This is a genomic window from Streptomyces sp. NBC_00984 (assembly GCF_045162475.1).
GTDB lineage: Bacteria > Actinomycetota > Actinomycetes > Streptomycetales > Streptomycetaceae > Streptomyces.
The window spans coordinates 1,195,968-1,209,947 of the sequence record NZ_CP108734.1 but is presented as its reverse complement, the minus strand read 5'-3'; the positions used below and the strand labels follow the sequence as shown (position 1 = coordinate 1,209,947).

13 protein-coding genes are annotated in these 13,980 nt (G+C 72.7%); 10 read left to right on the top strand and 3 right to left on the bottom strand.

The window, feature by feature from the left end; genetic code table 11:
- The first annotated feature begins 45 nt into the window (after positions 1–45).
- Positions 46–1,782: an acyl-CoA dehydrogenase gene (locus OG520_RS05120; protein ID WP_406012342.1), complete on the top strand. Its 1,737-nt coding sequence runs from the start codon at positions 46–48 to the stop codon at positions 1,780–1,782.
- A 238-nt stretch (positions 1,783–2,020) separates the two neighbouring features.
- Positions 2,021–2,635 (top strand): 4'-phosphopantetheinyl transferase family protein, encoded by a 615-nt coding sequence (locus OG520_RS05115; RefSeq protein WP_406012341.1) that lies wholly within the window; start codon positions 2,021–2,023, stop codon positions 2,633–2,635.
- Between the two features lie 126 nt (positions 2,636–2,761).
- Here the strand turns inward: OG520_RS05115 and OG520_RS05110 are convergent, their stop codons facing one another.
- From OG520_RS05110 to OG520_RS05100, 3 genes are all read right to left on the bottom strand, one after another.
- On the bottom strand, positions 2,762–3,784 hold the full coding sequence (locus tag OG520_RS05110) for an NAD-dependent epimerase/dehydratase family protein (protein ID WP_406012340.1): 1,023 nt from the start codon (positions 3,782–3,784) through the stop codon (positions 2,762–2,764).
- A gap of 52 nt (positions 3,785–3,836) precedes the next feature.
- The gene (locus tag OG520_RS05105; protein ID WP_406012339.1) at positions 3,837–4,565 is read right to left on the bottom strand and encodes a hemerythrin domain-containing protein; all 729 of its coding nucleotides are present in this window, start codon (positions 4,563–4,565) and stop codon (positions 3,837–3,839) included.
- An 87-nt stretch (positions 4,566–4,652) separates the two neighbouring features.
- The gene (locus OG520_RS05100) at positions 4,653–5,318 is read right to left on the bottom strand and encodes a TetR/AcrR family transcriptional regulator (protein ID WP_266921400.1); all 666 of its coding nucleotides are present in this window, start codon (positions 5,316–5,318) and stop codon (positions 4,653–4,655) included.
- 113 nt (positions 5,319–5,431) lie between these two features.
- On the opposite strand from OG520_RS05100, the gene OG520_RS05095 reads away from it, so the two are divergent.
- From OG520_RS05095 to OG520_RS05060, 8 genes are all read left to right on the top strand, one after another.
- Complete coding sequence (locus tag OG520_RS05095; protein ID WP_406012338.1) at positions 5,432–6,871, top strand: MDR family MFS transporter; 1,440 nt, start codon at positions 5,432–5,434, stop codon at positions 6,869–6,871.
- 69 nt (positions 6,872–6,940) lie between these two features.
- A complete protein-coding gene (mca, locus tag OG520_RS05090; RefSeq protein ID WP_406012337.1) occupies positions 6,941–7,825 on the top strand; it encodes a mycothiol conjugate amidase Mca in 885 nt (294 codons plus the stop codon).
- 207 nt (positions 7,826–8,032) lie between these two features.
- Positions 8,033–9,010 carry a zinc-binding alcohol dehydrogenase family protein gene (locus tag OG520_RS05085; protein WP_406012336.1) on the top strand — a complete coding sequence of 326 codons (978 nt, stop codon included), beginning with the start codon at positions 8,033–8,035 and terminating at the stop codon, positions 9,008–9,010.
- 52 nt (positions 9,011–9,062) lie between these two features.
- Entirely contained in the window at positions 9,063–9,980 is a 918-nt protein-coding gene (locus OG520_RS05080) for an NDP-hexose 2,3-dehydratase family protein (RefSeq protein ID WP_406016421.1), read from the top strand.
- Positions 9,973–11,085, top strand: a complete 1,113-nt coding sequence (locus tag OG520_RS05075) for a Gfo/Idh/MocA family protein (RefSeq protein ID WP_406012335.1) — start codon at positions 9,973–9,975, stop codon at positions 11,083–11,085. Before OG520_RS05080 ends, OG520_RS05075 begins: the two co-directional genes overlap by 8 nt.
- Positions 11,082–12,743 (top strand): acyl-CoA carboxylase subunit beta, encoded by a 1,662-nt coding sequence (locus OG520_RS05070; RefSeq protein ID WP_406012334.1) that lies wholly within the window; start codon positions 11,082–11,084, stop codon positions 12,741–12,743. Before OG520_RS05075 ends, OG520_RS05070 begins: the two co-directional genes overlap by 4 nt.
- Positions 12,740–12,961 carry an acyl-CoA carboxylase epsilon subunit gene (locus OG520_RS05065; RefSeq protein ID WP_406012333.1) on the top strand — a complete coding sequence of 74 codons (222 nt, stop codon included), beginning with the start codon at positions 12,740–12,742 and terminating at the stop codon, positions 12,959–12,961. Before OG520_RS05070 ends, OG520_RS05065 begins: the two co-directional genes overlap by 4 nt.
- A gap of 17 nt (positions 12,962–12,978) precedes the next feature.
- Positions 12,979–13,980 carry a thiamine pyrophosphate-dependent dehydrogenase E1 component subunit alpha gene (locus tag OG520_RS05060; protein WP_266921426.1) on the top strand — a complete coding sequence of 334 codons (1,002 nt, stop codon included), beginning with the start codon at positions 12,979–12,981 and terminating at the stop codon, positions 13,978–13,980.

The following is a 13,980-nucleotide window of genomic DNA, read 5'->3' as shown; positions in this document are numbered from 1 at the left end:
GGCCCCGCCCCAAAAACCCTCGCAGATCATTTCGAAACCACGTCGGTGAATCGAGGCTTAGGGGACCCGGACGACGCCGCGAATCCGGTCGGGTTCGCCGCCCTGCTGGCGGCGGACGAGAGGTTGGAGCTGTCGGCCGGGGCCGAACGGCGACTGGACGCGATCGGGTTCGGTGCCGAGTTCGTGCCCGTGGCGCTCGGCGGGCGGCTGGCGCGCGCCGATGTGCTCGCCCGGGTCCTGCGCCCGGTGTTCCGCCGCGATGTGGCGCTGGGATTCGGATACGGGATCACCTCGCTGTTCGCCGCGTCGGCGGTCTGGGCCGGCGGTTCGCCGGGGCAGCGGGCGCGGCTCGCGGACCTGATGTGCGCCGGCGGCAGGACGGGGATTGTGCACCACAGCCTCGCGCACGGCAACACGATGTGGCAGGGCGAACTGGTCGCCCGCCCCGATGCGCGCGGATTCGTGGTCAGCGGCCGCAAGGACGGCGTGGTCAACGCGGAGAGGGCCGGGGCCTTCGTGCTGTACGCCCGGACCGGGCAGGGACGGGGGCCGGCCAGTCACTCCGTACTGCTGCTGGAACCCGACGCGGTGACCGGGGAGGCGCTGCGTGTCCTGCCCAGGCAGCCGAGCACCGGGATGCGCGGATGCCGGTTCGCCGGAATGGAGTTCGCCGACTGCCCCGTGCCGGCCGACGCCCTGGTGGGGGAGCCAGGCCAGGGGATGCAACTGGCGCTGCGGACCTTCCAGCTCAACCGCTCGCTGGTCTCCTCCGTGCTGCTCGGCGCTGCCGACACCGTACTGAGGGCGGCCGTCCGCACCGTGCTGACCGGCCGCGAGGGCGGCGCGGGCAGGCGCCAACGGTCCGTGCTGGCCGCGGTCTTCGCCGACCTGCTGCTGTGCGACACGATGGCGAGCGCGGTGCTGCGCTCCCTGCACCTGTTCCCGGACAGCGCCCACCTGGGGGCCGCCGCGGTCAAGTACCTGGTGCCCGATCTCGTCCGGGAGGACCTGGAGGAGCTGGGCACCGTGCTCGGCGCCTCGGGCTACCGCCGGGACAGCGTGCACGGATTCCTGCAGAAGCTGCTGCGCGATCTGCCCGCCGCCGGGCTCGGGCACATGGGCACGGCGGCCTGCCAGGCGGTGCTCATCCCGCAGCTGCCGCTCCTCGCGCGGCGGTCGTGGGGGGTGACGGAGGACCCGCCGGACCTGCTGTTCGCCAGCCGGCAGTCGCTGGCGCCGCTCGCGTTGGAGTCGCTGGCGGTGGCCGGGGGCGAGGACCGGCTCGTCGCGGCGCTGCTCGGCGCGGTGCGCCGACTGAGGGACGGCGGCGGTCCGCACCCGGGCCAGGCGAACAACGGGACCCGTGCGTTACTGTGCACCATCGCCGAGGCGTTCGCGGCCGAACTGGCCGAGTTGCGCGACTCGTTCCGTGCCGCGGTCCTGGACAGCCCCACGCTCGCGGCCAGCGCGCAGTGGGCCGCGCTGATGGACCGATACACCATGGTGGCCGCCGCCGGGGCGGCGCTGGGCCACTGGGTGCGCCTGGAGGAGGACACGCACCCCTTTCTCGCCGACCCGGCGTGGCTGGTTCTCTCCCTCGGCAGGCTCGCCGGACGGCTGGGCCTCAGGCTCCCCGACGCACCGCCCGACTGCGTGGAGCGGGTGTACGGCGAGGCGGTGGCCCGCCTGCGCACCGGTCGCGGCTACGACCTGCACGGCACGGCGATCGACGGGTCCGGCGGGGCGCCGGACGGCCACGCACGGACAGCGAGGGCCGCCTGATGGCGGGGCGCGGCTCGGTCACCGCACCGATCCTGATGGACGGCCCGCACAGCCCCTGGCTGCGCGTGCGCGAATCCGTGGCGTTCTTCGGCAACGCGGTGGTGTACGCGAACTGGCAGCAGTGGCAGTCCGTGGTGGCCGCCGGACCCGAACTGCGCTCGCTGCTGGGCAACCGTGATGGCAGCGCTTCAACGCCCTGGCCAAACCCGAGGTCCGATACCGGTTCGCGGTCTCCCGGGTGCTCGCACGGCATGCCGCGAGCGCCGCGCTGGACGTGCTGCCGGACGCGGTGGAGCTGGCGTACAAGCCCGGCGGGAGGCCGTATCTGCGGGGTTGCGACCAGATCGACGTCAGCCTCAGTCACACCCTGGACCTGGTCGTGGTGGGCCTCAACCGGCTCGGCCGGATCGGGGTGGACACCGAGCTGGCGGGGCGCAGGCTGCGGTTCTCCGAGGTGCACCGGCAGATGTGCACGTCGGCCGAGCACGCGAGGCTCGCTGATCTGCCCGGGCCGGAGCAGGAGGCGGAGCTGCTGCGGACGTGGACGCTGAAGGAGGCGTACACCAAGGCGCTGGGGCAGGGCATGCGGCTGGGGTTCACCCAGTTCGGCTTCAGCCCCGGGGGGCGGGAACTGCAGACGCCGGACGGGGGTGCCGCCTCGCACGGGGAGTGGTCCTTCGGCACCTTCGGGCTGGAGCTGAACGGCGGGCGCACCGCCACCGATCGCTATCTGGTGAGCATCGCGTGCCAGGACGCGGGCCATGGAGGGGAGGAGGACACCTCGGTCGGGACGATGCTGGACGAGGGTTTCCTGGGGCAGGTGGTGGATCTGCTGGGCAGACAAGGAGCCTGACCGTTAAGGCCCGTTGAGCGGTACGCGCGGTGCGAGGCGCCGCATGGGTGAATAAGAGTTCCTTCGCCCGGCGCCCCACGGCGTCTCTTCGTCACGTCCTCGCAAGCGGTGGGTCCTTGCCCGCGGTCAGCCGGACTCGCGCGTGTCCCAGGCCGCCAGGATCTGCGCCTCCCGCTCGCGGGTCAGCGTCTGGTCCGGGTAGCGGTACTGCGCGAAGGCCTCCGCCATGCCGCCCTGTTGTGTCATCCAGGTCCAGGTGTCGCGCACGGACTCGGCGAAGGGGCGGCAGCGCAGCCCGTCCTCCAGCGCCTTCTTCGAGGAGAAGTCCCAGACACCGGCGAGCTGCTCCATGGGCGGCGCCCAGAACGGCACGGTCACGAACGGCGGGATCTGCTGGGTGGCGAGGAACGTGTCCTCCACCCACACCGGCTGGGCGTCCGCGCCCGTCAACGACATGACCTGCTCGATGAGTTCACCCCAGGTGGCGTTCGCGGGCTCGCCGGTGGTGAGGTAGGTGCCGAAGCCGCCCGCCGCGACGCGGTCAAGTCCGAAGGCCGCGATGTCCCGGGCGTCGATCAGCTGCATCGTGCGGCCGGGGGAGCCCGCGGCGAGCATACGGCCGCCTTGCGCGGCCCGCCGCAGCCAGTAGGGGATGCGCCGCATGCGGTCGCCGGGCCCGATGACAACCCCGGGGCGCAGCACCAGCGCCCGGCCCTCGAAGTCCCGCTCGACGGTGCGCTCGCAGCCGGCCTTCAGCGCGGGGTACTGGCCGTCGTCGGGCCCGGCGTCGGGGGAGCACGCGAAGCGCGGCGAGGACTCGTCCACGGGCGCCGCCGGCCAGGGCTCCAGGGCGTTGATGGAGGAGATGTACAGATAGGTGCCGGCCTGCCGGCTCAGCGCCCGGGCCGAGGCGCCGACCACGCGGGGGACATAGCCGCACACGTCGACCACCGCGTCCCAGGGGCCCGCCGCGGCCAGCCGCGCGAGGTCGGCCTCGTTCTCGCGGTCGCCCGTGATCGTCTCGACGCCGGGCAGGTCGGCGCCGGAGCGGCCGCGGTGGAAGGTGGTGACCTCCCAGCCGCGGGCGAGGGCGTCGGCCACGAAGGCCTTGCCCAGGAAGACCGTTCCACCGATGACCAGAAGTCTCATGCCAGATACACCGTTTCGTGTCGGAGAGCTGTACGGAAAGCCGTGCCGGGGGTCAGCCGGCGGGCAGGGATCCCACCAGGGCCCGGTAGGCGGGCTCGAACTCGGCGTCGTAGCGGGCGCGGAGCGTCGGGGGCATGCCGCCGAGCATGAACTGCCTGGCCTCGGATGCGGCCTGCTCCAGCAGCAGCGGCATGGTCGGCGCGAAGTCCATGGGGTCGTGTCCCAGGGCGAGGGAGGCGAGCATGGCCCGGTACGCCTCGGCGGTCACCCTCTCCCGCAGGACCGGCACCATGGTGCGCTCCTCGAGCCTGAGGTGGTCGTGCATCAGGGCGTCGAACTCGGCGATGCGGGACAGCAGGCAGGTGAGCACCACCTCGCGCTCGCCGGTGCCGACGGCGAGCCCGCGCAGGCCCTCGTCGATGCCGACGAGGTGGTCGTCCAGCGACGCGTGCTGTTCCTCCAGCGTGCGCGCCACCCCGGCCAGGCCCGGCTCGGTCTCCAGGACGACCGGCCACACGTGCGAGTCCTCGCTGGTGTGGTGCCCTTCGAGGATGGTGGTGAACATCTGCCACCAGGTGGTCAGCCGCCGTACCGTGGCGGCGTCCAGAGCGCCGCCCGCCGCGGCGCCGGCCAGCCGCCGGCCCAGCTCCGGGATCACCCGGCGGATCAGGTCGTGCGTGATGGTGAACCCGGTGAGGTTGTTGCCCGGGCCGGGGGCTGTGGCCCCGGCCGGGGGAGCCGGCGTGCTGCCGGGCTGTGTGGTGTCGGTGGTCGCGGACAACGCCCACTCCTCTCGTGCCGGCCGCCGGTACGCCCGGCAGGCGCTCGTGGCAGCGAGCCTGCCGCGCAGCGGTGGAGTCCGGCTCGACTACCGGTCCCGTACGCAGTAGTCGCCGAGGGCGGGCTCCAGCATGCCGAAGGCGGTTCTGGCCAGCTCGGTGATCTCCTCGCGCAGTTGCGCCGCGGGGGCCGCGGCGCGGCACAGGGCCCGTACGCGACGGCACAGCACACGGTGGGCACCCGCGAGTTGAGCCGCGCTCAAGTGCGCCACGGGATCGTCGGGAGCGGTCTGTGCCGCGTCCGCCAGGGCCGCCGCGAGTGCCGCTTCGCGCTGCTCGTCGATCTCGCGCTCGCGGGCGCGCAGCCGTGGGCTGTCGTACACGAGCCGGGCGAAGCCGGGCGTGCAGCGCCCGTTGACCGGGTGCGGCCGGTCGAGGGAGGAAACGTGGACACGGTGCAGGGCGTGCAGCGCGGACTCTCCCACCGCGCGTTCGCGCACCACCCGGGCGAGGCTGTCCACGACGCCCTCGTGGGCGTCGAAGACGAGGTCCTCCTTGAGCGGGAAGTAGTTGCTGACCGTCATCTTGGAGACGTCGGCGGCTTCGGCGATCTCGGCGATCGTCACGTTCTCGAAGCCGCGCTCGATGAACATCAGCGTCGCGACATGGGCCAGCCGTTCGCGGGTCTCGCGCTTCTTGCGCCCTCGCCGGCCCTCTTCCGGGGCGGCCGCCTGGGCCGTTCTCACCTCAGTCATGGTCCTCATCGTACCCGTTCGATTTGGCCATCATAAAGATTGGATTGACAAAAAATTTGGTGAGACCTAAATTCATGTCCGTCCAGAAGAACACCCCTCGCTCAGGAGGCCCCTTGGACCCCACGGTCGCCCGCCGCGACACCGCGTCCCACCCGCAGCCGGAGCCTTTGGACCCAGCCCTGATCCGGCTCGGCTCGGTGCTGATCCTGGGCGCCGTGCTCGCCCAGCTCGACGCGACGATCGTCAACGTCGGCCTCGGCCCGATGGCCGACGGCCTGGACACCTCCATGGCGGCCGTGCAGTGGGTGAGTGCCGGATACCTGCTCACCGTCGCCTTCGTGGCCCCGCTCTCCGGCTGGCTGCAGAAGAGGTACGGCGGCAAGCGCGTCTGGCTCGCCTCGGTCGCCCTGTTCATCGCCGCCTCCGCGCTCAGCGGCCTGGCCTGGTCCGGGGGCTCACTCATCGCTTTCCGGCTGCTGCAGGGCGTCGGCGGCGGGCTGATGCAGCCGGTCGGCCAGTCCCTGGTCGCCCGGCACGCGGGCCCGCAGCGCATCGGACGGCTGGTCGGCATCATCACCGTGCCGGTCTCCGTCGCGCCGATCCTCGGCCCCGTTCTCGGCGGCGTCCTCGTCCAGTGGGCGGGCTGGCGCTGGCTCTTCCTCGTCAACGTCCCCGTCGGGCTGATCGCGCTGGCCCTCGCGGCCCGCGTCGTCCCGTCCGACACCGGCGAACGCGACACCGCCGTACGACCCGACGGCATCGGCCTGACCCTGCTGCCCACCGGACTTGCCGCCCTCGTCTACGGCCTGGCCCAGTACGGGCAGGGCGGCGACTCCGGCCCCACCCCGGGCCTGGCCCTCGTCGCCGGCGTCGCCCTCCTGGCCGGATATGTCGTGCACGCCTTGCGCACCAGCCGCGCCCCGCTGCTCGACCTGCGGCTGTTCGCGGGCCGCGGCTTCACCCTGGCCGGTATCAACACCTTCCTGCTGGGCGCCGCCCTGTACTCGTCGATGCTGCTGCTGCCGCTGTACTTCATGCAGGTCCGGGGCGTGAGCGCGCTCCAGGCCGGCCTGATGCTCGCCCCCCAGGCGCTCGGCAGCGCCCTGGTCACCCCGCTCGCGGGCAGGCTCACCGACCGGCACGGGCCGCGCAACGTCGTCCTCGCCGGCATCGCGCTCACCGTCCTCGGCACCCTCCCCTTCGCCCTGGACGGCAGCGCCCCCGGCACGCTTCTGCTGACGGCGGCCCTGTTCGTGCGCGGCGTCGGACTCGGGGCCGTGGTCCCGCCCAACGTGGCCGCCACCTACACCTCCGTCGACCGCAGCCAGGCGCCGACCGCCACCAGTGCCCGTACCGTCCTCAACCGCGTCGGCGGATCCGTGGGCACCGCCCTGCTCGCCGTCATCCTGCAGAGCGCCCTCGCCGACGCCGCGGCACACGGCGCCGGTGCCGCGAGCGCCTACGCCCACACGTTCCGCTGGGCCCTGGTCTTTGGCGCGCTGACCCTTGTGCCCGCGGTCCTGTACCCCCGGCGTGCGCCCGGTAAGGGGTGACACCCGCCCCGCCGCCCCGTACCACCACCCCTCAGTCCCCCTCACCATCCAGCCGTCGAGGAGATGCCCATGACCAAGTCCACCTCACTCCCGCGCACCGGACTGCGCCTGATGGCCGTCCACGCCCACCCGGACGACGAGTCGAGCAAGGGGGCGGCCACCCTCGCCCGCTACCAGGCCGAGGGCGCGGACGTCCTGGTCGCCACCATGACCGGGGGTGAGCGCGGCGACGTCTTGAACCCGGCCATGGACCGCCCCGAGGTCTGGGCCGACCTGCCCCGGCTGCGCCGCCTGGAGATGGAGCGGGCCCGCGAGATCCTGGGCGTGCGGCAGGAGTTCCTCGGCTTCACCGACTCCGGCATGCCCAAGAACGGCGAGCCGCTGCCCGAGGACTGCTTCGCCGTGCAGCCGTTGCGGACCGCCGCCCGACCGCTGGTCGCCGCGATGCGCACCTTCCGCCCGCACGTCGTCGTCACCTACGACGAGAACGGCGGCTACCCGCACCCCGACCACATCAAGACCCACCAGGTCTCGGTGGAGGCCTTCGACGCGGCCGGCGACCCCGACCGCTACCCCGGCACGGGCGAGCCCTGGCAGCCGCTGAAGCTCTACTACACGCGCGCCTTCAGCAAGGCCTACTTCAAGGCCATCTACGAGGCCATGACGGCCGCCGGGCTCGACTCGCCGCACGGCGAGGTGCTCAAGGAGCTCGAAGGGATGGAGGAGAAGTGGGAGATCACCACCCGGGTGCGGTGCGCCGAGTGGTTCCCGACCCGGCTGCGGGCACTGCTCGCCCACGAGACCCAGATCAACCCCAACGGCCCCGAGCGCTCCTGCCCGTTGGAGATCGAGCAGCGGGCGTGGCCCACCGAGGACTACCACCTCGCGCGCGGCCTCGTCGACACCGCCCTGCCCGAGGACGACCTGTTCGCGGGCGTCACCCCCGATATCTGAGCCCGGCGGCGAGCTGCGAAGGGTCAACCGGCGCTCCGAGCGGACTCCAGCGGCCGGCGCGAGGCTGGGCGCACCGACACCGCGATGAGCGGCGCGGTTTCCCTCACCGGCCGCGGGCCAGCTCCCCCGTGCCCGCGGCCGGGCCCGGGAGCCCGCCCCCACGGGAGCCGGCAGCCGCGGTCCTTGGAGCTACAGAAAGAGAGACCCATGCGCATCGTCCGCTACCACCAGCACGGAACGCCGGAGGTACTGCAGGTCGACGAGGTAGCCAAGCCCGAGCCGGGCCCAGGCCAGGCACGGATCCGGGCCGAGGTCGTCGGCGTCAACTTCGCCGGGATCCAGGAGCGCGCCGGAGACTTCTACTACGGTGAACGCCTCCAGCTGCCCGCCTGCCCCGGTGGCGACGCCGTCGGTTTCGTCGACGCCCTCGGCCCCGGCGTCGAGGGCTGGCAGGTCGGCGAGCGGGTGGCCAGCGTCATCTTCCAGGACGCCTTCGCCGAGTACTCCCTGGCCCGCGTCAAGGACCTGGTCCGCATCCCCGCGGAGATGGACGCCGCCCAGGCCACCATGCTCAGCTCGCCCGCCCAGGTCGGCCTTGAAGTCATCCAGGCCGCCCACCTGAAGGAGGGGGAGAGCGTCCTGGTGCACGCTGCGGCGGGAGCCATCGGCCACCTCGTGGTCCAGATGGTCAAGGCGCTGGGCGCGGGCACGGTCATCGCCACCGCCAAGGACCCTGCCAAGCTCGCGTTCGCCAAGGAGCTGGGCGCGGACCACGCCGTCGATTACAGCCAGGAGGGCTGGGAGGAGCAGGTCCGCGCGCTCACCGGCGGCGCCGGGGTCGACGTCGTCCTCGACAGCGTCGGCGCCGACATCACCCCCAAGAGCATCGGCCTGCTCAAGCCGTTCGGCCGGCTGGTCTTCTACGGCTCGGCCGGCGGCGGTCTCGAGCTGCCCCGCATCCCGCTGGAGGACTTGGCGGGGAAGTGCATCACGCACTTCTCCATGGGCGTCATGGACAGCCAGGTCGACAACTTCGACAAGATCGTCGAGGAGGTGTGCGAGATGGTGCTCAGCGGCAAGGTGCGCCCCGTTGTGCACACCGAACTGCCGCTGGAGGAGGCCGCCAAGGCCCACCAGCTGATGGAGGACCGCGCGCAGCTGGGCCGGGTCGTCCTCGTCCCCTGAGCCCCGCGCCCCCCGGCGGCGGCCCCGCTCGGCCGCCCCACCCCCTGAGCCGCTGCGACCCGTTGTCCCCCGGCGGGTCGCAGCTCCTTCTTCCCATCTACCCAAGGGAACACAGTCATGTCCACGACCGTGCGGGCCGCGGCGGCACAACCGGGCGACCGTCTCGACCCCGCAGTGCTCAAACTCGGCATCGTCCTGGTGCTCGGCACGATCCTCGCCGTGCTCGACTCCACCATCGTCAACGTCGGCATCGAGGCCATCCGCAGCGACTTCGGCAGCTCCCTGGCCACGGTGCAGTGGATCAGCACCGGCTACCTGCTCGCCTTCGCGCTGGTCGCCCCGATCAGCGGCTGGGCCACGCTCCCGGCACGACGTCCGCACCGACCGGGTGCCGCTCGCCGGGCTGCCGGGCTGGGAGCGCGACGCGCGCACCATCCACCAGGTCCACGGCCGCTACTTCGACGTGGTGGCCGCGTCCGTGGAAGCGGGCAGCCGCGAGGTCGCCCACTGGACCCAGCCGCTGTTCCGCCCGCGCGGGGAGGGCATCGCCGCCATGCTGACCCGCCGTATCGACGGTGTGCCACACCTACTCGCGCACGCCAGGAGGGAGGGCGGGCTGCGGGAGACCGTCGAGCTGTCGCCGACCGTGATGTGCACACCGGACAACTACGCGGGCCTGGCCGCCCACGACCGGCCCCCGTTCCTGGACCTGGCGCTGCGGGCCGACCCATCCCGCATCCGCTACGAGGCGCTGCACTCCGAGGAGGGCGGGCGCTTCCTCGACGCCACAAGCCGCTACCTGCTGATCGACGCCGACGAGAGACAGGCGCCGCTGGAAGAACCGACCGGCTACCGATGGGTGACGCCAGGTCAGCTGTCGCGGTTCATCCAGCATGGGCACTGCGTCAACGTCCAGGCCCGTACCCTGGCGGCCTGCCTGGCGGCGGCGGAGCTGGGCGACCATGGCTGAGCCCGTACGCGCTCCCTCCCGACATCCTCTGCGCATAGGGGTGCTGGGGTGCGCAGACATCGCCAGACGGCGGATGCTGCCCGCCTTCGCGGCCGCCGACGGCATCGAGATCACCGCGGTCGCCAGCCGCGACGCGGCACGGGCCGCCGACGTCGCGGGGCGGTACGGCTGCCGTCCCGTCACCGGCTATGCGCACCTGCTCGGCAGGGACGACGTGGACGCGGTGTACATACCGCTGCCCGCCGCGCTGCGCGCCACCTGGGTGGAAGCGGCGCTGCTGGCCGGCAAGCACGTCCTCGCCGAGAAGCCGCTGACCTGTGAGCCCGCGCGGACACGCGCGCTGCTGGCGCTGGCCCGGGAGCGTTCGCTGGCGTTGATGGAGAACGTCATGTTCGTCCATCACCCCCAGCACCAGGCCGTGCGCGCCCTGATCGACGAGGGGGCGATCGGCGAACTGCGCTCCTTCAGCGCCGCGTTCGCCGTGCCCCGTCTGCCCGCCGGCGACATCCGGCACGTGCCCGAACTCGGCGGCGGCGCGCTGCTCGACATCGGCGTCTACCCGGTCAGGGCTGCCGTGCACTTCCTTGGCGACGGGCTGCACACTGTCGCCGCGAGCCTGCACACGGGTCCTGGCAGCGCGGTGGAGACCGCGGGCGCCGCCCTGCTGCGCGACCAGCACGGCGTCAGCGCCCAGCTGACCTTCGGCATGGACCACGCCTACCGGTCGGCCTACGAACTGTGGGGCAGCGACGGGCGGATCACCCTGGACCGCGCCTTCACCCCGCCGCCCGGCCACCGCCCGGTGATCCACCTGGAGCGTCGCGGAGCCACCGAGCGGATCGAGCTGCCGCCGGCCGACCAGGTCGCCCTGACCGTACGAGCCTTCGAGACCGCCTGCCGCTCCGCGGCCGCCCCGGACACCCATCGGCCCGCGGCCGCCCCGAGCGCCGCCCCGGCCGGTCTCCCCGACGCGCGCGCCTGCCTGCGGCAGGCCGACCTCCTGGACGCGGTGCGCCGCTCGGCAGGGGTGCGGCGGCGGCCCGGCACCGCTGCGCAGGCCGCAGTCGACGACCCCACACCATACGCAGCGGAAGGACGCAGATGATCATCGTCGAGGACACCCCGGTCGCGCAGCGGACACCGGACGTGACCGCAGACCGGTCCGCCCCGGCCCCCGCCGCCCCGCCCTACCCCACTGGCGACAAACCGGTCAGGTCCACCGCGGACCGCGTCGCGGACCTGGTGGAACTCCAGGAGAACGTGGTGCGCGGTCCCGGCGCCAAGGCCACCGAGGCCCAGCACGCCAAGGGCAAGCTGACCGCCCGGGAACGCATCGACCTGCTCTTCGACAAGGGCACTTTCACCGAGGTGGAAGGGTTGCGCCGGCACCGGGCGACCGGCTTCGGCTTGGAGACCAAGCGGCCGCACTCCGACGGGGTGATCACCGGCTGGGGCCAGGTCGACGGTCGTGAGGTCTTCGTCTACGCCCATGACTTCAGGATCTTCGGCGGGGCCCTCGGCGAGGCTCACGCCACCAAGATCCACAAAATCATGGACATGGCGACGGCGGCCGGCGCGCCCATCGTCGGCCTGTGCGACGGGGCCGGCGCCCGCATCCAGGAGGGCGTCACCGCGCTCGCCGGATACGGCGGCATCTTCCAGCGCAACGTCCGCAACTCCGGGGTGATCCCGCAGATCAGCATCATCATGGGCCCGTGCGCGGGCGGCGCCGCCTACTCCCCGGCGCTCACCGACTTCGTGTTCATGGTGCGGGAGACCTCGCAGATGTTCATCACCGGACCCGACGTGGTCCAGGCCGTCACCGGCGAGCGGATCACCCAGAACGAGCTGGGCGGCGCCGATGTCCACACCGGCGTCTCCGGAGTCGCCCAGTTCGCCTACGACACCGAGGAGGAGTGCCTCCAGGAGGTGCGCTACCTGCTGTCGCTGCTGCCCGCCAACAACCGCGAACTGCCGCCCCGCACCGCGGCGGACGACCCCGAGGACCGGCGCACCGACTCCCTCGTGGACCTGGTGCCCGCCGAACGCGGCCGCTCCTACGACATGCGCCGGGTCATCGAGGAGATCGCCGACGACGGTGAGTACTTCGAGGTGCACGAACGCTGGGCCGGCAACATCATCTGCGCGCTGGCCCGGATGGGCGGCCAGGTCGTCGGCATCGTCGCCAACCAGCCGAGCGACCTCGCGGGCGTGCTCGACATCTCCTCCTCGGAGAAGACCGCACGCTTCGTGCAGTTCTGCGACGCGTTCAACATCCCGCTGGTCACCCTCGTCGACGTGCCGGGCTTCCTGCCGGGCGTCGACCAGGAGCACGGCGGCGTCATCCGGCACGGCGCCAAGCTGCTGTACGCGTACTGCAACGCCACCGTGCCCCGCATCTCCGTCGTCCTGCGCAAGGCGTACGGCGGCGCGTACATCGTCATGGACTCCCAGTCCATCGGCGCCGACCTGACGCTGGCCTGGCCTACCAACGAGATCGCCGTCATGGGCGCCGAGGGCGCGGCCAACGTCATCTTCCGCCGCGAGATCGCCGCCTCCGACGACCCCGAGGGCACCCGCGCCCGGTTGATCGAGGAGTACCAGAGCAAGCTGATGCACCCCTACTACGCGGCCGAGCACGGACTCGTCGACGACGTCATCCACCCCGGCGAGAGCCGTAGCAAGCTGATCGCCGCGCTGAAGATGCTGCGCGCCAAGTACAGCGCGGTGCCCAGCCGCAAGCACGGGAACCAGCCCCAGTGACCAGCCAGGACTCCCAGGCGCTGCGCGTCCTGCGCGGCAACTCGACGCCCGAGGAAGTCGCCGTCCTCACCCTCGCCCTGCTCGCGGTCTCCCACCAGGGCGCACCGCCCGTGGGCGAGCAGACCGCCGCCCGGCCGCGCTGGCCGCGCGGCGCCGATCCCGCACCCGCTGCCGGGCTTTGGGCGGGATGCGCCCGGCCCGGCTGGTGCTCCCCCTGAAAGGAAGACAGAGCGCAATGACGACCTTCGACCGGCTGCGGCTGGTACGCGACATGGTGCGCATCCGCTGTGCCGAGGAGACGCTCGCGGACCTGTACCGCGATGAACAGCTGATGCGCACCCCCACGCACTTCTCCATCGGCCAGGAGGCCACCGCGGTCGGGGTCTGCGCGGCGACCCGGCGCACCGACGTGGTCTACAGCGCCCACCGCTCGCACGCGCCCTACCTCGCCAAGGGCGGCGACCTGCTGGCCCTGGTCGCCGAGCTGTACGGCAAGGCGACCGGCTGCGCGGGCGGGCGCGGTGGCTCGGTGCACCTGGTGGACCACGCCGCGGGCTTCGGCGGATCGGCGGCCATCCTCGGCGAGATGATCCCGGTCGCGGTCGGCGCGGCCTGGGCGTTCGCGATGGAGGGCGCGCCGCGCGTGGCACTGACCTTCTTCGGGGACGGCGCCTCGGAGGAGGGCGTCTTCCACGAGTCGCTGAACTTTGCCGCGCTGCACCGGCTGCCGGTGGTCTTCGTGTGCGAGAACAACCAGTACTCCATCGCCTCGCCGCTCACCGCCCGGCAGCCCGCGGGCACCAGCATCTGGCAGCGGGCCCTCGGCTACGGCATGACGGCGAGCCGGATCGACGGCAACGACGTCTTCGCCGTCCACGAGGCGGCCCGCGGTGCCGTCGAGGCCGCCCGTGCCGGGCACGGCCCGCACCTGCTGGAGCTGGACACCTACCGCTGGCGGGAGCACGTCGGCCCCCACTGGGACGAGGACGGCGCCTACCGCACTCGCGCCGAGGTGGCGTCCTGGATGGAGCGCTGCCCGATCCGCGCTGCCGCCGCCGCGCTGCGCGCCGAGGACCCCGACATCGACGCCCGTATCGACACCTGGCGGGCCGAGTGCGCCGAGGAGGTCGCCCGAGCGGTGGACTTCGCGCGCGCCAGCGCCTTCCCCGACGTGGCCGACCTGCTCTCCGGCGCCTATGAGCCGCAGCCGCTCGCCGCTCCCACCGGGAGGAACTGA